The organism is Agrobacterium sp. LY4, assembly GCF_001526585.1.
Taxonomy (GTDB): domain Bacteria; phylum Pseudomonadota; class Alphaproteobacteria; order Rhizobiales; family Rhizobiaceae; genus Agrobacterium; species Agrobacterium leguminum.
On record NZ_ASYA01000043.1, the window covers coordinates 70842 to 95281 of the forward strand.

Sequence of the window (24440 nt, forward strand, 5' to 3'; positions counted from 1 at the left end):
TCGTCAGTCTTCAGGCTGTCGCTGCCAGCCGTGCCGCCTTGCGGCGTTCCACGCGGGCGCGGATGGCATCGACATCCGTGATCGGTGTCGCGGCGAAAAGCTGGCGGGTATAGGGATGTTTCGGGTCGGCGAAGAGTTCCTCGCGCGTGCCCTGCTCCACCGCCACACCCTTCGAAATGACCATCACATCATCGGCGATGTAACGCACCACCGAAAGATCGTGGCTGACGAAAACATAGGTCAGCTCGAATTCTTCCTGAAGGTCGGCGAGAAGGTTCAGCACCTGCGCCTGCACCGAAAGATCGAGCGCGGAGACCGGCTCGTCCAGCACCAGCAGCGCCGGGTTCAGCATCAGTGCGCGCGCAATGGCGATGCGCTGGCGCTGGCCGCCGGAGAACATGTGCGGATAACGGTTGAAATGCTCAGGACCGAGACCGACCTTCACCAGCATGGCTTCGGCCCGCTCGCGGCGCTCGGAAGCCGGTATCTTGGTGTTGATGACCAGCGGTTCCATCAGCACGTCGCCCACCTTCTGGCGCGGATTGAGGCTGCCATAGGGGTTCTGGAACACCATCTGCACCTTGGAGCGCATCTCCGTATCGGGACGGCGCCTGGCGATATCGACCGGCTTGCCCTCGATCTTCAGTTCGCCGCCGGACGCCGGGTCGATCAGCGCGATGATGCGGGCAAGCGTCGATTTACCGGAGCCGGATTCACCGACGATGGCAAGCGTCTTGCCGCGCTCGACGGTAAAGTCGATGCCCTTCAGGGCCTGCACCGTCTTGGCGCCGCCGAACAGGCCGCCGGGAACATGATAGTCGCGGGTAATGCCCTTGCCTTCGACAACGATGCTCATTGAACGCCCTCCTTGCCGAAGAAATCGGAAACCGTGGGCAAACGGTCGCCGGTGGCATTTTCCGGCAGGGCCGAAAGCAGTGCCTTGGTATAGGGATGCTGCGGGGCTTCGAAGAGGCTCAAGACATCCGCCTCCTCCATCTTGCGGCCCTTATATTGCACGACGACGCGGTCGGCGGTTTCCGCCACCACGCCCATGTCATGGGTGATGAGGATCAGCGCCATGCCATATTCCGCCTGCAGGTTCATCAGCAGATCGAGGATCTGCTTCTGGATCGTCACATCAAGAGCGGTGGTCGGCTCGTCGGCGATCAGCAGGCGCGGTTTGGAGGCGATAGCGATGGCGATCATCACGCGCTGGCACTGGCCGCCCGACATCTGGTGCGGATAGGCCTTGAGCTTGGTTTCCGGCTCGGGAATGCCGACAGCCCGGAACAGCTCCAGGGCGCGGGCACGCGCAGCAGCGCCGCTCATGCCGAGATTGAGGCGCAGAACCTCCTCGATCTGGAAACCCACCGTGAAGGACGGGTTGAGCGAGGCGACCGGCTCCTGGAAGATCATGGTGATCTCGCGACCGATCACCCTGCGGCGCTCCTGCGGCGACATGGCCAAAAGGTTCTTGCCATCGAAGGTCATCTCGTCGGCGGTGATCGTCGCGGTATCGGGCAGAAGCCCCATGACGGCGAGCATCGATACCGACTTGCCGGAACCGGACTCGCCGACGATGGCCAGCACCTCGTGCTTGTCCACGGAAACATCGATGCCGTTGACGGCCGTGAACGCTCCGGTGGCGGTGGCGAATTTGACGGTGAGGTTCTTGATTTTCAGCAGGCTCATCGCTCAGCTCCGCTTCAGTTTGGGATCGAGCGCATCGCGCAGGCCGTCACCCATGAGGTTGATGGCGAGCACCGAGATCAGGATCGTCAGGCCCGGAAGGGTCACGACCCACCAGGCGCGCAGGATGAATTCACGCGCTTCCGCCAGCATCGTGCCCCATTCGGAAGCGGGCGGCTGCGCGCCCATGCCGAGGAAGCCGAGAGCGGCGGCATCGAGAACCGCGGACGAGAAGGAAAGCGTTGCCTGAACGATCAGCGGCGCAAGGCAATTCGGCAGGATGGTCTTGAACATCAGCCGGATATTGCCGGCGCCGGCCACGCGGGCGGCGGTGACATATTCTCGTCTCAACTCACTCATGACCGCAGCACGCGTCAGACGCGCGAAATGCGGCTGGTAGACGATGGCAATCGCGATCATGGCATTGGTGAGACCCGGCCCGAGGACCGCCACCAGAACCAGCGCCAGAAGCAGCGACGGAAACGCCAGGATGACGTCCATCACGCGCATGATGACGGTATCCACCCAGCCGCCGAAGAAGCCGGCGACGAGACCGATGACGATACCGCCGACAAGGGCGATGGAGACGACGACGACGCCGATGAACAGCGAATATTGCGCACCGTAGATCAGGCGGGACAGCATGTCGCGGCCCACCGCATCGGTGCCGAAGAAGAAGCCGGCGCGGCCGCCTTCCTGCCAGACCGGCGGGACGAGGAGCGCATCGCGATATTGTTGTGTCGGATCATGCGGGGCCAGGATGGGCGCGAAGATCGCCACCAGCACAAGCAGGATGAAGACGGCAAGCCCGATGACGGCGCCGCGGTTCTGGCGGAAATAGAACCAGAAATCGGCAAGCATCCGGCGGCGGATGGCGGCGTCCGAAAGGCGGACGCCGGGGGTGGTGGTCACATCGGTCATTTGTGACGGATCCTCGGATTGATGAGGCCATAGGTCAGATCGACGAGCAGGTTGACGATCATCACCAGACCCGCGATCAGGAGCAGGCCGCTCTGCACGACCGGATAATCACGGCGCGAGATGGAATCGATCATCCACTTGCCGATGCCCGGCCAGGAAAAGATGGTTTCAGTCAGGATGGCACCAGCCATCAGCACGCCGATCTGCAGGCCGATGGTGGTGATGACCGGGATCATGGCGTTGCGCAGCGCATGAATGCCGACGACGCGGGCGGACGACATGCCCTTGGCGCGGGCGGTGCGCACATAATCCTCACCCATGACTTCCAGCATGGCCGAGCGCGTCTGACGCGCAATCACCGCCAGCGGAATGGTGGCGAGCACGACGGAGGGCAGGATGAGATGCGAAAAGGCCGACGCGAAGGCGCCCTTCTGGCCCGAAATCAGGCTGTCGATCAGCATGAAACCGGTGACGGAGGGGAAGAAATACATCAGCGAGATGCGGCCCGACACCGGCGTCCATTGCAGGATGCCGGAGAACATGATGATGAGCAGCAGCCCCCACCAGAAGATCGGCATGGAGAAGCCGACGAGCGCGGTCGTCATGGAAATCTGGTCGAACCAGGAACCGCGACGGATGGCGGCGATGACGCCGACCGGCACGCCGATCAAGGTTGCGATGATGATGGCGACGAGACCAAGCTCGACCGTCGCGGGGAAGAGCGACAGGAACTCGGTGAGAACCGGCTTCTTGGTGACCAGCGAATTGCCGAGATCGCCCTGAAGCAGCCGTCCGAGGAAATGAAGATATTGCTGCCAGATGGGCTGGCTGAAGCCGAGCTGTTCGGCAAGCTGCGCATGCCGTTCGGGTGAAATGCCGCGTTCGCCCGCCATCAGCAGCACGGGATCTCCCGGCAGGACGCGCACGAAGGAGAAGGCGACAAAGGTGATCCCGAGAAATGTCGGAACGAGATAGAGAAGTTTGCCGAGAATGAACCGGATCATGGCTTTTTCCTGAAAAGACGCGCGGAAGAACAGGGTCCTTCCGCGCGTCCGTTGTTTGGGATTATTCCGCGATGTCGACGTTTTCGAAGGTGAAGTCGCCAAGCGGGCTCATGGTGAAGCCGGAAACCTTGGCGGACATCGGAACGAACTGCGTGGAATGCGCAAGCGTCGCCCACGGAGCCTGTTCCTTGAAGATCACCTGCGCCTGCTCGTAAAGCTTGGTGCGCTCGGCAACGTCAGTCGCCTGCTTCGCCTTGGAAATCAGCTCGGAGAACTCCTTGTTGCACCACTGCGCACGGTTCGTGCCGCCTTCGCCTGCCGAAGCGCAGGAGAGCAGAACGCCCATGAAGTTGTCCGGGTCACCGTTGTCACCGGTCCAGCCGAGGATGACGGCGCCGTCGCGGTTCACTTCGGTCGACTTCTTGAGGTATTCACCCCATTCATAGGAGACGATCTCGGCCTTGACGCCGACCTTGGCGAAATCCGCCTGGATGAGTTCGGCGGTGCGGCGTGCGTTCGGCATGTAAGGACGCTGAACCGGCATTGCCCAGATCTTCATCGACAGATCCTTGACGCCAGCGGCTTCGAGAGCCTTCTTGGCCGCTTCCGGATCGTACGCATCGTCCTTGATGCTGTCGTTATAGGACCACATCGTCGGCGGGATCGGGTTCTTGGCAACCTGACCGGCACCCTGGAACACGGCGTCGATGATCGCCTGCTTGTTCATCGCCATGTTCAGCGCCTTGCGGACTTCCGGCTTGTCGAAAGGCGCAACGGTCGTGTTATAGGCGAAGTAGGCGACGTTCAGACCCGACTGTTCATCGAGCTTGAGGTTGGAATCGGCGCGGATGGCGGCAAGGTCAGCCGGTGCCGGATAAGGCATCAGGTGGCATTCGCCGGCCTTCAGCTTCTGCAGACGAACGGCGGCGTCCGGCGTGATCGCGAAGATCAGGTCGTCGATCTTCGGTGCTTCACCCCAGTAGTCGGCGTTCTTCTGGTAGCGGATGACCGCGTCCTTCTGATAGGCGACGAACTTGAACGGGCCCGTGCCGATCGGCAGGTTGTTGAAGTCTTCCTTGGTGCCGGCCTTTTCCAGCGTATCGGCATATTCCTTCGATACGATGGAGGCGAAAGGCATGGCGATGTTGGCGAGGAACGGCGCTTCCGGACGCGTCAGCACGAACTTGACGGTGTAATCGTCGACCTTGACGATTTCCTTGATCAGCGACGGCATTTCCATGGAGTTGAAATATTCGTAGGTGATGCCTGCGATATACTGGTTCCACGGGTTCTTCGCATCGCGCTGACGGTCGTAGCTGAAGATCACGTCATCGGCGTTGAATTCGCGGCTCGGCGTGAACTTGTCGTTGGAGTGCCACTTCACGCCCTTGCGCAGGTGGAAGGTATATTCCAGACCGTCGCTCGAAACTTCCCATTTCTCGGCAAGGCCGGGCTCAACTTCGGTCGTGCCCTTCTTGAACTCGGTCAGGCGGTTGTAGACCGGATGCGCGGAAGCGTCGAAGGTGCCGCCAGCGGTGTAGGGCGACGGATCGAAGCCTTCCGGCGATGCCTCGGAGCAATAAACGAAGGTCTTCGCCATGGCGGGCATGGCGGAAGTGATCGCAATCGCAGAGGCGATAAGCAAACTGCGGGTCAGCGTTTTCATCTGGTGGTCCTTTCCCTCTTTTTCTGAGTTCCTGCGGCCCCATCCGGGGGCCTACCTCTTCTGGTCAGCAGCGACGCGGGAGCCCCGTGTCGCCGTTCGGTCCTTTGCCTCCCGACCAATTACCCGGCGACCGGCTGAAACAACCGGTCGAGGTTCTTCTCCGGTGGGCAGAACCAGCGCGGTCCCGCCTCCGTCATATAGGCTATATCCTCGAGACGGACGCCGCATTCGCCATAAACGCACAGCATCGGCTCGATGGAAAAACACATGCCCGGCTCCAGCGCCGTGGCATTTCCTGCAACGATATAGGGTTCTTCGTGAATATCCAGCCCAAGCCCGTGGCCGGTGCGGTGCGGCAGGCCGGGAAGCTGGTAATCCGGGCCGAAACCGGCCGCTTTCAGGCTGTCGCGCGCGGCCTTGTCCACATCCGAGCAGGCAGCGCCGACTTTGGCTGCGGCAAAGGCCGCCGCCTGCGCGTCGCGCTCGGCGTTCCAGAGGAAACGCTGCCGTTCCGTCGGTTTGCCGAAGACATAGGTGCGGGTGATATCGGAACGATAGCCGTGAAGAATGCCGCCGAGATCGACCAGCACCATATCGCCTTCGCTGAGCGTCTGCGCATGGGGCACGCCATGCGGATAGGCCGTCGCCTCGCCGAACTGCACCGCCACGAAAAGCGGCTTCAGGCCAAGGGCGATATGAGCCGCATTAACGAAATCAGCGACTTCCGTGGTGGAAACACCAGGACGCAGCCCCTCGAACACGGCCTTCTGCACGCCGTAACTCGCGTCCATCGCCGTCTGGATGATGGCGATCTCGGCTGCGGATTTGACCTGCCGCTGGGCGACGATCATCGGCTGGGCGGAAATGATGCGCCCTTCAAGACGCTGCATGAGGGCCGATGCGAAGACGAAGGGGGTAGCGGGATCGATGGCGACAAGATGACCGGGACAGCTCAAGTCACCGATACGTCTTGCCATCAGGTCGAAGGGACTTTCATCCTCTTCCCAGACGGCAACCTCACCCGCAATGCGGATGAGCGTCTGAAGCTTCGGCTCCTCGAAGGTCGGGCTGACATAGACCGGCACACCTTCCGCCGGTACCAGGGCGCCGTGAATGCGCTCGGAAAGGCCAAGCGACAGGCCGGTATAATAGGTCAGCGACGATGATGCATCGAGCCAGACCGCCTTGATATTTTGCTGGATCATTCGCGCCTGCAGGCCGCGTAGTCGCAACCTGAGCTCGTCTTCAGCGATCGATGAAACCGCGATCGGCTGAAACCGCTTCAGCGCCTCTTGAAAGTCTGCCATTCTCTCCCCGCCGCTTTCGGGTCGCAGACACAGGCGTGCCGACAACCTCCCAAGCGTTCTTTTGCCCATGCTTAAACACAGGGCGGGGGGTAAGCAATGGCCCGGCAGGGCACGCCACCACAAAACTGTGCAAATTTATCTAGACATAACGAAAATGTGATCGACGCACGCCTGATTTCAACATTCGTTGCCTTGACGCGGAAATTCAACCCCCCCCGGAAATCCAAGGGGAGACTGCGGACCGTCTTCAGCACCGAGCCGGTGCACGGGAAGTAAACGGCCAAAAATATTCAAGGAAAAGACGCCCAGAAAAGGAAAAAGCCTGCCGCGGGAGGAGGTGCGGCAGGCTTCAAACTTGATCGGTGATTGGGAGGAGGAGTACCACCGATCCACATCGAGCGACGCTGGGAGGAGGAGTGCGTCGCTTCGATGATTTGAATATAGCGGTATCCGTGATTTTTAACAGAGCAAGTCTCGCAATGCAGCATTGCATTTCTGCATAGCTCGAAAATTCCTGCCCGGTTTTTCAGCACTCCCCAAAATCGCGGGAAAATCAGCTGTCCCGATAGACCTGGAAACCGGCGAAGGACTGGTTGACCGGCATGAGTTCGAGGCTGTTGATGTTGATATGTTTGGGCTGCGAGGCGACCCAGTGGATGGTGTTGGCAATATCGTCAGCCGTGATCGGATTGACGCCCTTGTAGAGATTGTCCGAGGCTTCCTGATTGCCGCCGGTACGCACCAGCGTAAATTCCGTTTCGCACATGCCGGGCTCGATGGATGTCACCCGCACGCCCTTGCCATGCAGGTCGGAACGCAAGCCGAGCGAAAACTGCCGCAGGAACGCTTTGGTACCGCCATACACATTGCCGCCCGTATAGGGGTAGTGCGCGGCCACAGACGAGAGGTTGACGACAATACCCTTGCGCCCGATCAGCGTCGGTAGCAGATGGTGGGTGATGTTCAGGAGACCGGTGATGTTGGTGTCCACCATGATCTGCCAGTCTTTCAAGGGCACCTGCGGTGCGGGCGCGGTGCCAAGTGCAAGACCGGCATTGTTGACGAGAACGTCGATATCCCGGAAGCCTTCCGGCAATCCGGACAGCGCCTTTCCTGTCGCCTCCTCGTCGGTGATATCGAAGGCGAGGCCATGAAAGGCGGAACCGAGCTCGGCGGAAAGCGCCTCCAGCCGTTCCGCCCGCCGGCCCGTGCCGATGACCTTCCAACCCTCCTTGACGAAGCGCCGCGCCGTGGCCTGTCCGAAGCCGGATGTCGCGCCGGTGATGAGGATGGTTCCGCTCATGATGATGCCTCCACTCTATTGGTTTTTTCAGGGTCAATCGGTGTCAGTAACTTTTCCGCCGCCGCCGCGAGACAGCGCCTATAGGCCTCGAGATCCGTATACAAAGCCTCTTCGGGAGCATCGCCAACGATGATGATGCCGCCGCGCCGCAAAATCCCGCCATGCAGCATGAGATTGTCGACCATGTCGAAATTCTCGATCGACAGCCCGTCCGGCCCGCGATAACGGCCCGTTTCATCCAGGGTGGCGACGCCGCCATAATGCGCCTTGATGCGGGCGAAGTGATTGGCCGCGACATTGGTATAGGCGAAAACCGGCTTGCCCAGCGCGCACATGAAGCCCAGCTCATAGCTGGTTCCCGTATCGGCGGCGATGCCGCGGAACGGCGTGAGATTGGCGATCACCGCATCCGCTTCCAGCATCATCCGCTCATCGACGGCATTGATGTTGCAGCCGTGACCGACCCTGGTATCCGCCGGCGGAATTTGCAGATCGCCCGGCGAAAGCGGCGTGAAACCGGCTTCCCGCGCCAGCGAGGCCTTGAGGTCGAGCATTTCGCGCGCGTTCGGGAGGAAGACTTCCGGTCCGGCGAGATAGATTTTCTTTGTCATCGGGAATTCATGCGATTTGTCAGGAAAGGATTTCCCGACCCTAACCCGGGGACTTTCGCAAAGGCAAGTGCCAAGGGCATGCAGCGTGACGCACCGGACGAGCCGATAAAACGGTATCGTCCCGCCGCTCTTTCCGTTATAGCCGGAGCAAGAAACTGGAATTTCTGGAGCAGGACATGGCAGCACCCATCCGTTACCACGAAGGCGATATTTCCGCCGAAGATGCCGCGCGTTACACCGGCGCCATCGCAATCGATACGGAAACGCTGGGACTGGTGCCGCGCCGCGACCGCCTCTGTGTCGTTCAGCTTTCGCCGGGCGACGGCACGGCGGACGTCATACGCATCGCCGCCGGCCAGAGGCAAGCGCCGAACCTCGTGCGGATGCTTGCCGATCCCGCCCGCCAGAAGATTTTTCACTATGGCCGTTTCGATATCGCCGTCCTGTTCCACACCTTCGGCGTGACGACCACGCCGGTCTTCTGCACCAAGATCGCCTCGCGACTGACCCGCACCTATACGGACCGGCACGGGCTGAAGGATAACCTCAAGGAAATGCTGGAAGTCGATATTTCCAAGGCACAGCAATCTTCCGACTGGGCGGCCGAGACCCTGTCGCCGGCGCAGCTCGAATATGCCGCCTCCGACGTGCTGCACCTGCACGCGCTGCGCGACAAGCTGACAGGTCGTCTCGTGCGTGACGGCCGCCTCGACCACGCCGACGCCTGTTTCGCCTTTCTGCCGACGCGCGCGAAGCTCGACCTCCTCGGCTGGGAGGAAACCGATATTTTCGCCCATAGCTGAGCGAGCCCGCATCTGGTTTAAGCACTGATTTACCAGAATTGCCTATTCTCGGCCGCAACTTTGGCGGCCGGGGACTTTGAGGGATGATTACTCCGCTACAGCAGACGGCGGGCATTGCAGTCAGCGACCTCATGCGCTCGATGGTCCAAACCATCGAGGAACGCCAGCGCGAAGAGCAGGAAAAGGCCAACGGCACCAAAAAGGACGATGCGGTCAAGACAAACCCGCAGCCGGATGAAAGCCAGCGCGCCGCCAATGAGAAGATAAGCGCCTATCTCTTCGGCGTCATGAAGCCGGATGCCGATGCTTTCGCCTCGCTTGTCTCCCGTTTTTCCTCCGCGCTGGGCATCACACAGGAAAAGGACGAATCGAGCTTTTCCTTCGCACGAAGACTTCAGGATGCGCTGACCCTGACAGACAGCTTCGAAAAAACCGATGCGCAGGGGAAAGCCACGAAGATTTCCCTGAAATCCTTCGGTGTTTCGGAGGCTGAGGTCGTGGACGTGCTGAACAATGGCGTCAACAGCAAGACCGATCCCATGGCCGCCCTTGCCGCCCGCATCGCAAAGGGTGCAGGCCTCACAGGCACGGAAGAGGATTTCGGCGAGCAGATGTCGAAAGCCATCATGGCGGCACGCGCGACCCTGCCGAAAAACGTCGACGATCTGGAAGAATCGACCGGCCTCAAACAACTCGGCGTCTCCGCCCGTCAGATGATCTCCGCCATCGCCAACCCCTATGGCGATGAGGCGCGCGCCGTGAAGGAGGCCTTGGACGAACAGGCGCGGGGCACCCGCTTCATGACGCGTGAAACCCTGAAGGTCATTCAGCGTCTCGAAGATGTCGCCGATCCCAAAACCAGGGAAGAGTTGCAGGCCGAACGCGGCAAGGATCGTATCGGCGAAATCAACGATGCCGAGGTGAAGGCCGAGCGGGAACAGGATATCCAGGCGCGCGATGCGCAGGGCAAGCTTGAAGACGTGCAGGAGCTTCAGGACGTCGTGAAGGAGCATATCGATGCTTCCGGCGACGAAAAAACGGAAGGCGTCGATCCGCAGGCGCCGACCGACACATCGTCGGAAACGGCCCTGATCGCCGTGCTTGCGGCTGCGCCTGCTGAGCAAGCCGCCCCGGCGGAAAACGAAAATGAGCCGGCGGAGACAGACGCGGGCGCCGATCCGGCCGATGCGGAAGACGACGGCGAAAAACTGCTCGATGCGCAGGCGCTTGTCGAAGACACCCGCAACGCCATTTTGCCGATCTCGATCGACGACAATGGCCTTTATGAACTGCTGAAGAAAAAGGCGGCATGATTGCCGCTTCCGATCGTCACTTGAGCGAAACATGATGTGAGTTCAGACATGACCGATATTTCCGGCCTATCCGGCAGCGCCGTTTACGACACCGAACCCAATGCCGCGCAGGCGCTGCTATCCATGGCCGCCCCGTCGCTTATTCCGGATGATGCGGCCTTCACCGCGCCCGCTGAGGAAGACAGCCTCATCGACCCGGTGAACATTCAACCGGAACGAAATCTTCCCAAGGCAAGCTGGCTCGATGCCATGCCGCCGGAAGCTTTTGAGACGGCGCCCAGCGATCCCGACCATATTTCCTCGGTCAATTCCGACGATAACGGTCTTTACCGCATGTTCATCGGCGTTTCGCCCTGACCGGACGCGCAATTCCTTGGTTAGCCAAATCTTAATATCTGCAAGCCAAGATTGAGCTTGATGATTCTGTATGCGCTGCAACCGGCATTGCGGCCAGAGGCGTATACGGCGCTCCCGCATGAGCGGGCGAGATGACACCTGTCCATCACCGGCGCGGCGATTTTTCAACATTCAAGCCAGATGCGGATCACAGAGCCAATGGGGATTGGCCCTTTCGCAGCCAGCGGCGGTCACCGATAGAAACGGAGCGCAGCATGTTACCGCCTGTACCGAAAATTGCGGCAACCGATGCCGCCTATGGAACCACGGTTTCACTGACACCGCGCGAGCAGGTGAAACAGATTGCACCGCCGCAACCGAACACTCCCGCCCCTGAAAACAGCAGCCTTTTTGCCCGCGCGGCAATCGCCTCCCTTACCAGCGAATTTCAGCTCTCGCGCAGCACCGCCGTTCTGGCGGAAGCGCTCGGCAAGCTGATGAACCTGCCCCGGCGGGATGGCGAAGCCATAGAGACCTACGTGACGCGGCTGACGGAGGCGCTCCGCACCCTGCCCGCGCCACAACGCCTGGCGCTGGAACAGCAGGTCGGCAAGGCCCTGCAGGGCCTGACCCTTTCGATGCTTGCCGAAATCCTGAAACAGCCGACCGGACCGGATGCTGCCCGCCTCGCGTTGTTGATCGAGCTTTCCCGTTACAAGGGAACGGATCTTGCGGCAAAGGCGGTGGTTTCCTCCTATCAGCAGAACAATTCCTCCAATCCTGCCCCTGCGCAATCGGCCCAGCCGAAACAGCAGAACGCACAGAGCCAGAATGCGGAAGCTCGCCCGTCTCCGGCCGCGACAGCGCAGGCGGCAAATTCCGCCACCGTCAGCCGGCTCCTGCCGCTGCTCATCGGGCCGCTCGCCCTCAGTGGCGCAGCGATGAAAGCAACGGTGGCGGCGCTAACGGCGCAACTGGACCACCGGCCCACGCTTTCCACTCCGCCTGCCGACACACATGATACGCCGACCGTTGCCGCAAGGCCGGATGGAAGAGCCGAAAACGCGGTACGTCCGCTTCCGCCACAAACCGGCAGCGTGATGAAGGAAGTGTCGGCCGAGGCCCGCCCGGCAAATCCGCTCCGCGCTGAGACCGGCGAAGCCCGCCCTGCCCTTCCGCATCGGGAGACGATGAAGCCGGAGCAGAAAGAAACCCGCACGGGCCTTACCCCGCCATCCGGTTTGTTCGCAGACGACGCCGAGACCGTGAACAGCCTGCTGCTTGCCGCCACCGCCGGCAAACTTCCGCTCAAGCCGACCGGCACGCAAGAGCCTCCGCCCGCGCCGCAGGGTGTTACGCAGCAACCGTCCGATGATCAGCCCGCCGAAAAATCGGCCCTCGCAACAGCCGCTGCCCGCCCCTCGAGTGAGGAAACGGAAACTGCGGCCCATCGCCCCGAAACCCAACCGCTGCCGCGGGCCATGCTGGACCCGGAAGCGAGAATGGCGATGCTGGAGCAATCGGCTTCGCAATCGTTGATCGCCGCGGCTCTGGTAAAAGACGGCACACCGCTGCCGCTCGTCGCCTATCCGCCGGCGGATGAGGACTATGAATCGGAAACGCCGCCGCGCGGAGGCGGCCCGTTTTCCGAGGATGAGAAGGACGGCGAGGCCGAAGCCGGCGCTGATAATTCCGACGGTCAGGACGAAAAAGAAGAGCGCATCGCCGCCAATGACGGGATCGACACGCAGGAAAGCCCGGCGGCGGTGGCTTCCGACGACAGCGCGGAAAATTATTATCTGAAGATGAGCGGCATGCTCTGAATTCGGCGTGGTCAGATTGGAATGTAAGTCGCGCCAATCACGCCGACGCCATCCTCGGGCCTGTCCCGAGGATCTGCGACCGATTGATTTTATTCGACGTGATTAGATCCTCGGCACAGGGCCGAGGATGACGTCGAGAGAAGCCTTACCCTTCGCGCTCAAGCGGGCAAGGCCCGTTGAACCCAACAAAAAACCCGCCGGAAATTCCGGCGGGTTCTTCATTTCAAAGATAGGAGCGATTATTCGCCGCGGTTCTTCAGAGCCGCGCCGAGGATGTCGCCGAGCGAAGCGCCCGAGTCGGACGAACCGAACTGTGCGACGGCTTCCTTCTCTTCAGCGATTTCCAGAGCCTTGATCGAAAGCATGACCTTGCGGTCCTTCTTCGAGAAGTTGACGACGCGGGCGTCGACAACCTGGCCAACCGAGAAGCGCTCGGGGCGCTGCTCGTCGCGGTCACGGGAAAGGTCAGCGCGACGGATGAACGAGGTGAGGTCTTCGTGGTTGACGAGCTTCACTTCGATGCCGCCATCGTTGACGCCGATGACTTCAGCGGAAACGACTGCGTTCTTGCGCAGGTCGCCGGAAGAAGCGGCTTCGCCGACAGCATCCTTGCCGAGCTGCTTGATGCCGAGCGAGATGCGTTCCTTCTCGACGTCAACGTCGAGAACGACGGCCTTGACGACGTCACCCTTGTTGTACTCTTCGATGACCTGCTCGCCCGGACGGTTCCAGTCGAGATCCGACAGGTGAACCATGCCGTCGACATCGCCTTCGAGGCCGATGAACAGACCGAATTCGGTCTTGTTCTTGACTTCGCCTTCAACTTCAGTGCCGGCCGGATGGCTGTAGGCAAATGCCTGCCACGGGTTTTCCAGCGTCTGCTTGAGGCCGAGCGAGATACGGCGCTTGGACGGATCGACTTCGAGAACGACAACGTCGACTTCCTGGCTCGTGGACAGGATCTTGCCGGGATGTACGTTCTTCTTGGTCCAGGACATTTCGGAAATGTGGATCAGGCCTTCGATGCCCGGCTCCAGCTCAACGAATGCACCGTAGTCGGTGATGTTCGTGACCGTACCGGAGATCTTCTTGCCAACCGGGTACTTGGCGGAGATGCCATCCCACGGATCGGACTCGAGCTGCTTCATGCCGAGCGAGATGCGGTGGGTTTCCTGGTTGATGCGGATGATCTGAACCTTGACCTGCTGGCCAATGTTGAGGATTTCCGAAGGATGGTTGACGCGGCGCCATGCCATGTCGGTGACGTGCAGCAGGCCGTCGATGCCGCCGAGGTCAACGAACGCACCGTAATCGGTGATGTTCTTGACGACGCCGTCAACAACCTGGCCTTCTTCGAGGTTCTGAACGATTTCAGAACGCTGCTCGGCACGCGACTCTTCGAGAACCGTGCGACGCGAAACAACGATGTTGCCGCGACGCTTGTCCATCTTGAGGATTTCGAAGGGCTGCGGGTTGTGCATCAGCGGGGTAACGTCGCGGATCGGACGGATGTCGACCTGCGAACGCGGAAGGAAGGCAACAGCGCCGTCCAGATCGACGGTGAAACCACCCTTGACCTGGTTGAAGATAACGCCTTCGACGCGCTCGCCAGCTTCGAACTTGGCTTCGAGCTTGACCCAGCTTTCTTCGCGGCGAGCCTTCTCGCGCGACAGAACGGCTTCGCCGAGAGCGTTTTCGATGCGCTCGACGTAAACTTCGACTTCGTCGCCGACCTTCAGCGTGCCGTCCTTGGACTTCGCGCCGAATTCCTTCAACGGTACGCGGCCTTCAACCTTGAGGCCGACGTCGACGATGGCAACGTCCTTCTCGATTGCCGTTACGATACCCTTGGCAACATAGCCTTCGGCAAGATCGTTGGAGGCAAAGGATTCTTCGAGAAGCGCTGCGAAATCTTCGCGCGTGGGGGTAGATACTGACATGAAATCTCCTGATTGCATCCGCGCTATGGCGAATACAAAAGCGCCGGTGGGCTAGTGTTGTTGATACCCGACCCCATGCCCGCCTTTTCAAAAGGCTTTCCGGCGCAAGGACATGTCTTCGGGCAATTCCGGACTAAACGCAGACGGCAGGAAGCCGTTCCGCGAGAAACCTATCTCTTCAGGGCGGCGTCGATGATCGTCCGCGCGGCCTGAAACGCCGCCTCTATACTCATTTCCGACGTATCTAGCAAGTGCGCGTCTTCAGCCGGCTTCAACGGGCTGTCGGCGCGGCCCATATCGCGCTCGTCGCGTTTTTTCACTTCAGCGAAAATTGCATCATAATCGCCGCTGCCACCATTGGCCAGAATTTCATCGTAACGGCGTCGCGCCCGCACGTCCGCAGAGGCCGTGACGTAAAGCTTCACCGGCGCCTCAGGGCACACCACCGTGCCGATGTCCCGTCCGTCAAGCACCGTGCCCGGCTCCTTTGCGGCAAAACGCTGCTGCGCCTTCACGAGCGCACGCCTCACCGGCGTCATCACCGCGATTTTGGATGCGGCCTCACCGATATCGTGCCGGGAAAGAACGGCGCGATCGAGCCCCGCAAGATCGACTTCCAGCGCGATCTTCTCAGCCACGGCCTCATCATCGAGCGGCAGGCCCGCATCCAGAAGCGCCTTGGCGGTCGCCCTGTAGGTCAGGCCGGTATCGAGATGGTGGAAACCATAGGTCTCGGCAATCCTGCGCGACAGGGTTCCTTTGCCCGCCGCAGCCGGCCCGTCTATGGCGATCGTGAAGGTCATGAAGCTTTCCGCCTGTGCATTCGTCATTCATATAATTAGAGTGCGCAACACCTTCCTATTTATATCGGCATCCCCGCATAGGGGTTGCGCCGAGGCAGGCGGCACCCGAAGTTTGTCTTTGACACGAAAGAGCGCAACGATTAAGGGGACCGGCTATAAATTTTACCGTCTATGCCGGTTTTACGGCGTACACACCGAAACTCATTCGACAATTTGAGGCTTAGACAGTGGCAAAAGCGGAACTTGGTACCAAGCGCACAGACCCCGATACCGGCAAGAAGTTCTACGACCTGAACCGCGATCCGGTCGTTTCTCCCTACACCGGCAAGTCCTGGCCGCTCTCCTTCTTCGAGGAAAGCACCGCCCAGGCCAAGATGGAGCAGGCTGAAGAAGAGGAAGTGGCGGAAGTCGATACCGAAAACACGGAAGTCGAACTCGTCTCGCTGGAAGATGCCGATGGCGACAACAACGGCGACGATATCCCCGATCTCGGCGACGACGATGACGTCGAAATTGATGACGACGACGACACCTTCCTCGAAACCGACGACGAAGATGACGACGACGACATGTCCGGCATCATCGGCGTATCGGGCGACGACGAAGAAGCTTGATTTTACTTGATAATTCGGCCCGACGACAAAAAAATGACGCCGGGCCGTTTTTTATGCTTGCACTCGTCGGAAAGCCGCAGTAGTAAGCCGCCACCGAACGGAACAACAACCGCTTCGGTTCCCGGAACCGGAAGAAATGCCGGAACCCTTATGGGGCTATAGCTCAGCTGGGAGAGCGCTTGCATGGCATGCAAGAGGTCAGCGGTTCGATCCCGCTTAGCTCCACCAAACCTTCCCAGACAAAAATACCTTCCCTTCGGCCAGTGGCTCTTGCGCATCTCGCAAGCCGTTCGATCCGATCGCCTATTGCAGCAGCGCCCGCACATCCTGCCCGTTGATCCGGCACTCCACGGAACCGCCGGCACCACCTTCCTCCACCGTCCGACATTCCAGATATCTGCCGCGCAGCCGGTTCTCCAGCGCCTTGAAGGCGTTGAGGCCGCAGGCGTAACGGCGGCCGTCGGGGCCGGTGCAGACGCGGTTGCGCTCAACATCCTCCACGCCGGCGAGGCGGAATTCCTGGCCCTTGAAAGTGAAGCGGCTGCTGGAGATGACGCGCAGGCGCTGGTCCGCATGCATTTTCAGCGGATAAAGATCGGGAGGCGTCGGAATGCGCTCGTAATTTTGGCTACGCGGATCGACCCGCACCGGCGAGGTCGTCCAAAGCAGTTCCGTATTGGCCGCAAGGCCTGCTGGCGCCGGGGTTGCCTCGCCATTGATGAGCGAGGCGATGCGGATGCCGGCTATACCGAGGCCAATGGCCAGAACGATCTGAAACAGCAAAATTGCGATCTGCCGGACCATGTCACCGCAACATCAAAACAATGAACGAATTAAAATCGATCGGCCGCCGCCTCGCGAAGAGGTCCGCCGCTTATCACATCAATAAAATCTTGCCGGCACTGACATCACGCACCGTGCCCATGGCCATGATCGGGATCCGGTCGCCATCCAGGATCACCCGCCCCGTTGTCCGCAGCCAGCGGAAACCGCCAACTTTGAGCTCAATGCGGTATTCCTGATCATAAAACACGCCATTTGTCAGCGAATTATAGACCGCCTTGGCGACACGCGCCCGCGAGTCGCTTTCGATCTGCGCGATGAAATCTTCGACCGGAATGCCACAGGCGGCTTCTTCCGGCGAAAATTCGCGCAGGCGGGCGGCCACGGCATCCAGATAAACCAGATTTTGCCCGACATTCCAGGTGTAGTAACCCACAAGTGTCTCTTCGAGAGATATGTTTTCCAACATCGGCCTTCTACAGTCTGAAATGCTCGTGCGGGTCTGTAACATATCAGATGACGGACGACTAACCACAAGAATTCATCCTTTTGTCTGATGGCGTCCCGTTTTCAGTCAGACTACTTATCGACAGCCCTTTTCGGCCGCCATGTTGGCGAAGCAACCTTCCTGTGCCAAAGAAGATTGATCTTGCGCCAACGACCAGAGGAGCCGCCGTGACCATCGGGCTTGCCCATGCCGAACTCATCGCCGTCGTCACCGCCATCACCACGGATGAGCCGCGGGTCATGACCGTTCGGGAAGGCGCAGCGCTTCCGTCGGGACCGTTCGAATTCGGGCACAGAACGCTCCAGAGCGGCTTGCGGGAATGGATTCACGAACAGACCCATCACCCCGTCGGTTATCTCGAACAGCTCTATACTTTTGCCGATCGCGACCGCAACAACGACATTTTAGGCGGCAGAACCATCTCCATCGGTTATCTCGGGCTGGTTCGCGAACAGGAAGCCTCCGGCGGCAAACGCCCGCTCTGGCACGGCTGGTACGAATATTTCCCCTGGGAGGATCACCGTCAGGGACGCCCGGAAGTTCTAGGGGGCATCATCGACAGGCTGCGCGCCTGGGCGGATTCCGATCCCGCCTCAAAAAGCCAGCGCCATTTGCGCGCCGATTTCACATTCGGCCTCGATGGCGGCGGCTGGAACGAGGAATTGACCCTGCAGCGTTACGAGTTGCTGTATGAAGCCGGGCTGGTCGAAGAGGCGCAGGGCGAACCGCGGATCAATTTCGGCAGGCCGATGTTTGCCGATCACCGCCGCATCCTTGCCACCGGCATCGCGCGTCTGCGGGCCAAGATCAAATATCGACCGGTAGTGTTCGAACTGATGGCCGACGCCTTCACGCTCCTGCAGCTACAGCGCGCCATCGAGGCGCTGGCGGGGCTTACGCTGCACAAGCAGAACTTCCGCCGGCTGATCGAACAGCAGCAACTGGTGGAAGAGACCGGCGAGATGGCCACCGAAACCGGCGGACGCCCGGCAAAGCTCTTCCGCTTCCGACAGACCGTTCTCGATGAACGCGCCCTTTCCGGAACGAAACTGCCGCTCTCCCGCAATTGACATATGCTCACAATGAGAATATGTCTTTGTCCTAGATATACTCAAAAAGAGTATAAATGGGAGAGCACCGTGAACGAGCAGATTTCCGCCGCAAGCCTTTATGACCGCGTTGCCCGCGTCATTCCCAAGGCCGAATGGATGGGCTTTCAGGACGATGTGGAGGCGATCCTCGAGCTGAAGCGCAAGCGCAACGCCGTCATCCTCGCCCATAATTACCAGACACCGGAAATCTTCCACGGCGTCGCCGATATCGTTGGCGACAGCCTCGCCCTTGCCCGCAAGGCGATGGAGGTGGAGGCGGATGTCATCGTTCTGGCCGGCGTGCATTTCATGGCCGAGACGGCAAAGCTGCTCAATCCGGAAAAAACCGTGCTCATTCCGGATATGGCCGCCGGTTGTTCGCTGGCCGATTCCATCACGCCCGAGGACATCGCGCTTCTGCGCAAGGCCTATCCCGGCGTTCCGGTCGTGACCTACGTGAACACCTCCGCCGCGGTGAAGGCGGCGTCTGACATCTGCTGCACCTCCGGCAATGCCCGCCAGGTGGTGGAATCACTCGGCGTACCGCGCGTGCTGATGTTGCCGGATGAATATCTGGCGAAGAACGTGGCGCGGGAAACCAATGTCGAGCTGATCGCCTGGCGCGGCCATTGCGAGGTGCATGAACTGTTCACCGCCGATGATATTCGCGAATTGCGCGAAAGCCATCCGGGCGTCACCGTGCTGGCGCATCCGGAATGTCCGCCCGATGTCGTCGAGGCTGCGGATTTTTCCGGCTCCACCGCCGTCATGTCGGATTATGTCGGCCGCGAGCGCCCTGCCCGCGTGGTGCTTTTGACGGAATGCTCGATGAGCGACAATGTCGCCGTGCATCACCCGGATGTCGAATTCATCCGCCCCTGCAATCTCTGCCCGCATATGAAGCGCATCACGCTTGGCAATATCCGCGCGGCGCTGGAGGAAAACCGCCACGAAGTGACGGTCGACCCGGCCATCGCTGTCGCCGCCCGCCGCGCAGTGGAAAGGATGCTGGAAGTATGAGCGAACGCCTCCCGCTGCATACGGGCTGGACGGTCATTGTCGGCAGCGGCATTGCGGGCCTGATGGCGGCGCTGACGCTTGCGCCGCAACCCGTGCTGCTTCTGACACGTGGCGTTCTCGGCGGCGAAACGTCTAGCGCCTGGGCGCAGGGCGGCATTGCCGCCAGCCTCGGGCCGGACGATAGCGCCGCACTGCATCTTGCCGATACGCTCGCCGCAGGCGACGGCCTCTGCGACGCGGAAATGGCCGCAGAGATCGTTTCCGCCGCTCCCGCCGTCATCGAGGCGCTGGAGCGGGCCGGGGTGCGCTTCGACCGGGATGCCGAAGGCAGGCTCGTTTTCGGGCTGGAGGCCGCCCATGGCAGAAGGCGCATCCTGCATGCCGAAGGGGACGGGTCAGGCGCGGCCATCGTCAGGGCCCTCGCCGCCGCCGTTCTTCGCACGCCCTCCATAACCATTCTGGAAGGCACGGAGGTTCGCCGCCTGCTGACAGAAGACGGCGTCATCGTTGGTCTCGCCTGCATCGGGCCAAAAGGCTGCTTCACTTTGCCGACAAGCCAGGTCGTTCTCGCCACCGGCGGCCTCGGCGGGCTTTATGAGGCGACGACCAATCCCTCCGGCAATTTCGGGCAGGGCATCATGCTCGCCGCCCGCGCCGGCGCTTTCCTCGCCGATATGGAATTCGTGCAATTCCATCCGACGGCGCTTTCCTCGCCCAGACGGCCGCTGGCGCTGGTGAGCGAAGCGGTGCGGGGCGAAGGCGCACTGCTTCTCAATGAAAACGGCGAACGTTTCATGGCGGGAGTTCCGGGTGCGGAACTCGCCTCGCGCGATATAGTCGCCCGCGCCATCGACCGCGAAATACTGCGTGGCGGCAAGGTCTTTCTCGATGCCCGCAAGGCGCTCGGCTCCGGCTTTTCCGCCCGCTTCCCCTTGATCGACCTGCTCTGCCGCGAAGCCGGGATAGACCCCGCCCGTGAGCTCGTTCCGGTGCGCCCGGCGGTGCATTACCATATGGGCGGCGTCGCCACCGATGGTAAAGGCCGAAGCTCGGTGCCGGGTCTCTGGGTTGCCGGCGAAACCGCCTGCACGGGGCTGCATGGCGCGAACCGGCTTGCCAGCAATTCCCTGCTGGAAGCGGCGGCCATGGGCATGCGCGCGGCGCAAGACATTGCCGGCAGGCCGGCATATGCGGGAAAACAGGCAGCGGATATCGCAACGCTCCCCGTGCCCGATTTCCCGGCAGCCGACCTCTCCCCCGTCCGGCCCATCGTTTCCCGCCATCTCGGCATCGTAAGACATGCGGAAGGGCTGACGGGCGCGATCCGCGATCTTCTGCCACTGGCTGAGCGGAGCGGCCCGGCATCCGATCCTGCCCTTGTCGCGCTGGCCATCGCCGTCTTTGCGGCGCTGCGCACGGAATCGCGCGGCGCGCATTTCCGTGACGATTTCCCTGAAAAACATACAACGGCCACGAGGCGCAGGCTGAACCTCAGCGACGTCCTCACCATCGCCCATGAATTCTCCTCTTCCAGCCATTCTTCGGCCAGCCTTGCGCGGAGCGCCTGACATGACCCTTTCACCCCTGCCACGCCTCATCATCGAACCGCTCGTGCGCAACGCTCTTCTGGAAGACCTTGGACTGGCGGGCGACATCACGTCCGCCGCCGTCATTCCCGCCGATCATCGCTCGGTCGTCGTCATGGCCGCGCGCGAACCGGGCGTTATTGCCGGTCTCGACGCGGCGGAACTGGCTTTCCAGCTCGTGGATCCGGCCATCGTGATGAAACGGCATGTGCAGGATGGGGCCGCCGTGGCGCCCGGCGATATCATCGCAACGATCGAAGGCCCCTCGCGCGGCCTTCTGACGGCGGAGCGCACGGCGCTGAATTTTCTCGGCCACCTGTCGGGCATCGCTTCCGTCACCGCAAAAATCGCTGCCGCCATTGCCGGCACCAAGGCCTCGGTCGCCTGCACCCGCAAGACGACGCCGGGGCTGAGAGCGCTGGAAAAATATGCCGTGCGCGCCGGCGGCGGCATGAACCACCGGTTTGCGCTTTATGACGCCGTTCTCATCAAGGACAACCATATCGCCGTGGCCGGCGGCGTGCGCGACGCCATCCGCCGCGCCCGGCAGGGCGTGGGGCATCTCGTCAAGATCGAGGTGGAGGTCGATACGCTTGCGCAGTTGCGCGAGGTCATGGATGAGGGCGTCGATGCGGTCCTTCTCGACAATATGACATCCGAACAGCTGCGCGAGGCGGTGGGGATCGTCGCCGGTCGCGCCATTACCGAAGCGTCCGGCCGCATCAATCCGCAGACGGCCGCAGCCATCGCCGCAACCGGCATCGATCTCATCTCCGTCGGCTGGCTGACCCACAGCGCGCCGGTTCTCGATATCGGCCTCGACTTTCAAAGCCAGAGCTAAAGAATATGCGGCACACAGTTCGCCGCAGGGAACCAATCGCCCATATCATCGTTATTGCTAGGCCTGAGGTCTATTCAAGGCGGGGGGATCAGTGCGCGCAAAAGCCTGTCCATATGCCTGCGGACCTCTCTCACAAAGGAAAGGCTTGTTATGGAAGACGCACAAGTTGGCTGGATTGCAGCAATCATCATCGGCGGCGTAGCCGGTTGGCTCGCCGAACAGTTCATGAAAAGCAATATGGGTCTTTTCATGAACATTATCCTCGGCATTGTCGGCGCCATCGTCGCCAATTTCCTTCTGGGGCTCGTGGGCATTTCGCTCGGAGGCTGGATTGGCTATCTCATCGCCGGTTTCATCGGCGCCTGCATTCTCATCGCCGTCGGGCGGGCATTTCGCCGCTAAGGGGAGGACACCATGAGCTTTTTCGACAAGATCAAGAACGCCATTTTCGGCAAGGCCGAGGCCGCACCGCAGACTTCGGCTCCGGCCGGCACGCCGGCAGCCACGGCAAGCCCGGCCGCACCCGCTCCGACAGCCGCGGCTCCGGCCCCTACCGGCAATGTTGACGTCGCTTCGATTCTGGATGCGGCGGTCAAGCAGAACGGCCAGAAACTCGACTGGAAACATTCGATCGTCGACCTTCTGAAAGCGCTCAATCTGGACAGCAGCCTCAGCGCCCGAAAGGAACTGGCAGGCGAACTCGGCTATACCGGCGACACTTCGGATTCGGCGACCATGAACATCTGGCTGCACAAGGCCGTCATCAAGAAGCTGTCCGAAAACGGCGGCAAGGTTCCGGCCGACCTTCTGGATTGAACCGATAAACGGGAGCGCCGCGATGGACGACTATTCCAGCCTTCGAGAGCAGATCGGCCAGGACCTCGACACCCTGCACAGGACCGAGAATCCGAAATCGATCTTCGAGATCGCCGACGACTATCTTCTGGGAAATCCAAATCTCAAGAGGGCCATCGTCGAAGACATCATCAAGGAAGAAGCGGACAAGCGCGGCATCGCGATCCACTGACGCCGCGCGTCGCACGCACGGCTGTTTACCCAAAAGGGCGGCATCCCAACCGGATGCCGCCCTTGTATATTTGGCGGAGTTGCATCATCCGCACTCCGTCACCCCGGACCAGATCCGGCATGACGGAGGAGAGGCTTCCGCCGAAGCCCTATTTATCCAGCTTCGCTTCGGCCTTTTTCGCGTTTTCTTCCATCAACTCATACCACATGGCGTTCATGACGGCGAAGATGGCGGCAAGAGGCAGGCCGAGCAGCCAGGCGAAATACCACATGTTCGATCTCCTTCTTTCTCAATCAATAAGCATGACCGCTGTCGTCGCGGATCGCCTTTTCATCCACCTTGCCCCACAGCACGCGATAGACCCATGACGTATAGGCGACGATGATCGGGATGAAGATGAGGGCGACGACCAGCATGATGAACAGCGTCATATGGCTGGAAGATGCATCCCAGACCGTCAGGCTCGACTTCGGATCGACCGAAGACGGCAGGATGAAGGGAAACATCGTCAGCCCCACCGTTGCGATGATGCCGAAAATGGCGAGCGAGCTGGAAAGCAGTGCCAGCACTTCCCTACGGACCCGGAGCAAGACGAAAGCGACGAGTGGGAAGACAAGACCGAGCGCCGGCGCCAGCATCATCCAGGGATGCGCCGCATAATTGGCAAACCAGACACCGCCCGCAACCTCGACCGTCTTCGACAGCGGATTGGACGGACCGTCGGTCACGATCTCCGAGGTGAAACGATAGCCATCGATACCGAGCCACAGAAACACGCCGCCGAGCGCAAAAAGAACGGTGGTGGCAAGCGCCGCAATGCTGCCGAAACTGCGAGCGCGGGCCGCGACCGGACCATCCGTCTTCAGCACCAGCCATGCCGCGCCGTGCATGATAAGCATGGCGACGGAAACGAGACCGCAGAGGATGGCGTAGGGGTTCAGAAGCTCGAACAGCGTCGTGCCGTCATAGAAAATTCTGAGGTCGTCATTGAGGTGGAAGGGAACGCCCTGCAGCACATTGCCGATGGCCACGCCGAAGATCAGCGCGGGAACGAAGCCGCCGATGAAGAGCGCCCAGTCCCAGCCAGTGCGCCAGGCGACGCTTTCACGCTTGGAGCGATATTTGAAACCGACCGGCCGCAGGATCAGCGCAAACAGGGTGGCGAACATCGCCAGGTAAAAACCTGAAAACGACACCGCATAAAGCGGCGGCCAGGCGGCGAAGATCGCGCCGCCGCCAAGGATGAGCCAGACCTGATTGCCCTCCCAGACCGGGCCGATGGAATTGATGACGACACGCCGCTCAATGTCCGTTTTCGCCACGAAGGGCAAAAGCGCGCCGGTGCCGAGATCGAAACCGCCGGTCACGGCAAAACCGATCAGCACCACGCCAAGCAGCAGCCACCAGATAACGCGGAGAATTTCGTAGTCGATGAGTTGGTGCAATATCAT

General features: G+C 60.8%; 26 protein-coding genes and 1 tRNA gene. 13 read left to right on the forward strand and 14 right to left on the reverse strand.

The window, feature by feature from the left end; all coding sequences use genetic code 11:
* Positions 1-10 precede the first annotated feature (10 nt).
* The 8 genes from L904_RS22330 to L904_RS22365 form a co-directional block, all read right to left on the reverse strand.
* Positions 11-856 (reverse strand): ATP-binding cassette domain-containing protein, encoded by an 846-nt coding sequence (locus tag L904_RS22330; RefSeq protein ID WP_003522486.1) that lies wholly within the window; start codon positions 854-856, stop codon positions 11-13.
* Positions 853-1692 (reverse strand): ABC transporter ATP-binding protein, encoded by an 840-nt coding sequence (locus L904_RS22335; protein ID WP_003522485.1) that lies wholly within the window; start codon positions 1690-1692, stop codon positions 853-855. The genes L904_RS22330 and L904_RS22335 overlap by 4 nt, the downstream gene beginning before the upstream one ends.
* A 3-nt stretch (positions 1693-1695) precedes the next feature.
* The gene (locus L904_RS22340; protein WP_003522484.1) at positions 1696-2610 is read right to left on the reverse strand and encodes an ABC transporter permease subunit; all 915 of its coding nucleotides are present in this window, start codon (positions 2608-2610) and stop codon (positions 1696-1698) included.
* Entirely contained in the window at positions 2607-3614 is a 1008-nt protein-coding gene (locus L904_RS22345; protein ID WP_003522483.1) for an ABC transporter permease subunit, read from the reverse strand. Before L904_RS22345 ends, L904_RS22340 begins: the two co-directional genes overlap by 4 nt.
* A 61-nt stretch (positions 3615-3675) precedes the next feature.
* Positions 3676-5280, reverse strand: coding sequence for an ABC transporter substrate-binding protein (locus L904_RS22350; RefSeq protein WP_020809098.1), 1605 nt, complete (start codon positions 5278-5280; stop codon positions 3676-3678).
* Between the two features lie 119 nt (positions 5281-5399).
* The gene (locus L904_RS22355) at positions 5400-6587 is read right to left on the reverse strand and encodes a Xaa-Pro peptidase family protein (protein ID WP_020809097.1); all 1188 of its coding nucleotides are present in this window, start codon (positions 6585-6587) and stop codon (positions 5400-5402) included.
* A gap of 553 nt (positions 6588-7140) precedes the next feature.
* The gene (locus L904_RS22360) at positions 7141-7890 is read right to left on the reverse strand and encodes an SDR family oxidoreductase (RefSeq protein WP_031233481.1); all 750 of its coding nucleotides are present in this window, start codon (positions 7888-7890) and stop codon (positions 7141-7143) included.
* A complete protein-coding gene (locus tag L904_RS22365) occupies positions 7887-8501 on the reverse strand; it encodes a nucleoside 2-deoxyribosyltransferase (RefSeq protein ID WP_035263277.1) in 615 nt (204 codons plus the stop codon). The genes L904_RS22360 and L904_RS22365 overlap by 4 nt, the downstream gene beginning before the upstream one ends.
* A gap of 176 nt (positions 8502-8677) precedes the next feature.
* Here L904_RS22365 and L904_RS22370 point away from each other — a divergent pair, with 176 nt between their 5' ends.
* From L904_RS22370 to L904_RS22385, 4 genes are all read left to right on the forward strand, one after another.
* Positions 8678-9304 (forward strand): ribonuclease D, encoded by a 627-nt coding sequence (locus L904_RS22370; RefSeq protein WP_035263279.1) that lies wholly within the window; start codon positions 8678-8680, stop codon positions 9302-9304.
* Positions 9305-9387: 83 nt separating this feature from the next.
* On the forward strand, positions 9388-10617 hold the full coding sequence (locus L904_RS22375; protein WP_035263281.1) for a hypothetical protein: 1230 nt from the start codon (positions 9388-9390) through the stop codon (positions 10615-10617).
* A gap of 48 nt (positions 10618-10665) precedes the next feature.
* Positions 10666-10974 (forward strand): hypothetical protein, encoded by a 309-nt coding sequence (locus L904_RS22380; RefSeq protein WP_035263283.1) that lies wholly within the window; start codon positions 10666-10668, stop codon positions 10972-10974.
* A gap of 254 nt (positions 10975-11228) precedes the next feature.
* A complete protein-coding gene (locus tag L904_RS22385; protein ID WP_035263285.1) occupies positions 11229-12776 on the forward strand; it encodes a hypothetical protein in 1548 nt (515 codons plus the stop codon).
* Between the two features lie 239 nt (positions 12777-13015).
* Here L904_RS22385 and rpsA read toward each other — a convergent pair whose 3' ends face one another.
* Both rpsA and cmk read right to left on the reverse strand, forming a co-directional pair.
* Complete coding sequence (rpsA, locus tag L904_RS22390; RefSeq protein WP_003522474.1) at positions 13016-14716, reverse strand: 30S ribosomal protein S1; 1701 nt, start codon at positions 14714-14716, stop codon at positions 13016-13018.
* Between the two features lie 170 nt (positions 14717-14886).
* Positions 14887-15546, reverse strand: coding sequence for a (d)CMP kinase (gene cmk, locus L904_RS22395; protein ID WP_035263287.1), 660 nt, complete (start codon positions 15544-15546; stop codon positions 14887-14889).
* A 200-nt stretch (positions 15547-15746) separates the two neighbouring features.
* Between cmk and L904_RS22400 the strand changes: the two genes are divergently transcribed.
* Both L904_RS22400 and L904_RS22405 read left to right on the forward strand, forming a co-directional pair.
* Positions 15747-16133 (forward strand): TIGR02300 family protein, encoded by a 387-nt coding sequence (locus tag L904_RS22400; protein ID WP_003522472.1) that lies wholly within the window; start codon positions 15747-15749, stop codon positions 16131-16133.
* A gap of 152 nt (positions 16134-16285) precedes the next feature.
* Positions 16286-16361 (forward strand) — tRNA-Ala (locus L904_RS22405).
* A gap of 75 nt (positions 16362-16436) precedes the next feature.
* Here L904_RS22405 and L904_RS22410 read toward each other — a convergent pair.
* Both L904_RS22410 and L904_RS22415 read right to left on the reverse strand, forming a co-directional pair.
* Entirely contained in the window at positions 16437-16937 is a 501-nt protein-coding gene (locus L904_RS22410; protein ID WP_035263289.1) for a hypothetical protein, read from the reverse strand.
* 73 nt (positions 16938-17010) lie between these two features.
* Positions 17011-17385 (reverse strand): PAS domain-containing protein, encoded by a 375-nt coding sequence (locus L904_RS22415; protein ID WP_035263291.1) that lies wholly within the window; start codon positions 17383-17385, stop codon positions 17011-17013.
* Positions 17386-17591: 206 nt separating this feature from the next.
* On the opposite strand from L904_RS22415, the gene L904_RS22420 reads away from it, so the two are divergent.
* The 7 genes from L904_RS22420 (at position 17592) to L904_RS22450 (ending at position 22989) form a co-directional block, all read left to right on the forward strand.
* Positions 17592-18494 carry a membrane protein gene (locus tag L904_RS22420; protein WP_035263305.1) on the forward strand — a complete coding sequence of 301 codons (903 nt, stop codon included), beginning with the start codon at positions 17592-17594 and terminating at the stop codon, positions 18492-18494.
* Positions 18495-18563: 69 nt separating this feature from the next.
* Complete coding sequence (gene nadA / locus L904_RS22425; protein ID WP_035263293.1) at positions 18564-19535, forward strand: quinolinate synthase NadA; 972 nt, start codon at positions 18564-18566, stop codon at positions 19533-19535.
* Complete coding sequence (locus L904_RS22430; protein ID WP_035263295.1) at positions 19532-21103, forward strand: L-aspartate oxidase; 1572 nt, start codon at positions 19532-19534, stop codon at positions 21101-21103. Before nadA ends, L904_RS22430 begins: the two co-directional genes overlap by 4 nt.
* A gap of 1 nt (position 21104) precedes the next feature.
* Positions 21105-21962 (forward strand): carboxylating nicotinate-nucleotide diphosphorylase, encoded by an 858-nt coding sequence (gene nadC / locus L904_RS22435; RefSeq protein ID WP_035263296.1) that lies wholly within the window; start codon positions 21105-21107, stop codon positions 21960-21962.
* Between the two features lie 150 nt (positions 21963-22112).
* Entirely contained in the window at positions 22113-22364 is a 252-nt protein-coding gene (locus tag L904_RS22440; protein WP_003522465.1) for a GlsB/YeaQ/YmgE family stress response membrane protein, read from the forward strand.
* A gap of 12 nt (positions 22365-22376) precedes the next feature.
* Positions 22377-22778, forward strand: a complete 402-nt coding sequence (locus L904_RS22445) for a DUF3597 domain-containing protein (RefSeq protein WP_035263298.1) — start codon at positions 22377-22379, stop codon at positions 22776-22778.
* Between the two features lie 22 nt (positions 22779-22800).
* On the forward strand, positions 22801-22989 hold the full coding sequence (locus L904_RS22450) for a hypothetical protein (RefSeq protein WP_003522463.1): 189 nt from the start codon (positions 22801-22803) through the stop codon (positions 22987-22989).
* 148 nt (positions 22990-23137) lie between these two features.
* Here L904_RS22450 and cydX read toward each other — a convergent pair whose 3' ends face one another.
* The gene (cydX, locus tag L904_RS22455; protein WP_003508602.1) at positions 23138-23260 is read right to left on the reverse strand and encodes a cytochrome bd-I oxidase subunit CydX; all 123 of its coding nucleotides are present in this window, start codon (positions 23258-23260) and stop codon (positions 23138-23140) included.
* A gap of 22 nt (positions 23261-23282) precedes the next feature.
* Positions 23283-24440: a cytochrome d ubiquinol oxidase subunit II gene (cydB, locus tag L904_RS22460; RefSeq protein ID WP_035263300.1), complete on the reverse strand. Its 1158-nt coding sequence runs from the start codon at positions 24438-24440 to the stop codon at positions 23283-23285.

Bases quoted from the DNA above. Each gene is read 5' to 3' on its own strand.
- L904_RS22330 (WP_003522486.1), bottom strand. From the start codon at position 856: ATGAGCATCGTTGTCGAAGGCAAGGGCATTACCCGCGACTATCATGTT.
- L904_RS22335 (WP_003522485.1), bottom strand. From the start codon at position 1,692: ATGAGCCTGCTGAAAATCAAGAACCTCACCGTCAAATTCGCCACCGCC.
- L904_RS22340 (WP_003522484.1), bottom strand. From the start codon at position 2,610: ATGACCGATGTGACCACCACCCCCGGCGTCCGCCTTTCGGACGCCGCC.
- L904_RS22345 (WP_003522483.1), bottom strand. From the start codon at position 3,614: ATGATCCGGTTCATTCTCGGCAAACTTCTCTATCTCGTTCCGACATTT.
- L904_RS22350 (WP_020809098.1), bottom strand. From the start codon at position 5,280: ATGAAAACGCTGACCCGCAGTTTGCTTATCGCCTCTGCGATTGCGATC.
- L904_RS22355 (WP_020809097.1), bottom strand. From the start codon at position 6,587: ATGGCAGACTTTCAAGAGGCGCTGAAGCGGTTTCAGCCGATCGCGGTT.
- L904_RS22360 (WP_031233481.1), bottom strand. From the start codon at position 7,890: ATGAGCGGAACCATCCTCATCACCGGCGCGACATCCGGCTTCGGACAG.
- L904_RS22365 (WP_035263277.1), bottom strand. From the start codon at position 8,501: ATGACAAAGAAAATCTATCTCGCCGGACCGGAAGTCTTCCTCCCGAAC.
- L904_RS22370 (WP_035263279.1), top strand. From the start codon at position 8,678: ATGGCAGCACCCATCCGTTACCACGAAGGCGATATTTCCGCCGAAGAT.
- L904_RS22375 (WP_035263281.1), top strand. From the start codon at position 9,388: ATGATTACTCCGCTACAGCAGACGGCGGGCATTGCAGTCAGCGACCTC.
- L904_RS22380 (WP_035263283.1), top strand. From the start codon at position 10,666: ATGACCGATATTTCCGGCCTATCCGGCAGCGCCGTTTACGACACCGAA.
- L904_RS22385 (WP_035263285.1), top strand. From the start codon at position 11,229: ATGTTACCGCCTGTACCGAAAATTGCGGCAACCGATGCCGCCTATGGA.
- rpsA (WP_003522474.1), bottom strand. From the start codon at position 14,716: ATGTCAGTATCTACCCCCACGCGCGAAGATTTCGCAGCGCTTCTCGAA.
- cmk (WP_035263287.1), bottom strand. From the start codon at position 15,546: ATGACGAATGCACAGGCGGAAAGCTTCATGACCTTCACGATCGCCATA.
- L904_RS22410 (WP_035263289.1), bottom strand. From the start codon at position 16,937: ATGGTCCGGCAGATCGCAATTTTGCTGTTTCAGATCGTTCTGGCCATT.
- L904_RS22415 (WP_035263291.1), bottom strand. From the start codon at position 17,385: ATGTTGGAAAACATATCTCTCGAAGAGACACTTGTGGGTTACTACACC.
- L904_RS22430 (WP_035263295.1), top strand. From the start codon at position 19,532: ATGAGCGAACGCCTCCCGCTGCATACGGGCTGGACGGTCATTGTCGGC.
- nadC (WP_035263296.1), top strand. From the start codon at position 21,105: ATGACCCTTTCACCCCTGCCACGCCTCATCATCGAACCGCTCGTGCGC.
- L904_RS22440 (WP_003522465.1), top strand. From the start codon at position 22,113: ATGGAAGACGCACAAGTTGGCTGGATTGCAGCAATCATCATCGGCGGC.
- L904_RS22445 (WP_035263298.1), top strand. From the start codon at position 22,377: ATGAGCTTTTTCGACAAGATCAAGAACGCCATTTTCGGCAAGGCCGAG.
- L904_RS22450 (WP_003522463.1), top strand. From the start codon at position 22,801: ATGGACGACTATTCCAGCCTTCGAGAGCAGATCGGCCAGGACCTCGAC.
- cydX (WP_003508602.1), bottom strand. From the start codon at position 23,260: ATGTGGTATTTCGCCTGGCTGCTCGGCCTGCCTCTTGCCGCCATCTTC.
- cydB (WP_035263300.1), bottom strand. From the start codon at position 24,440: ATGATATTGCACCAACTCATCGACTACGAAATTCTCCGCGTTATCTGG.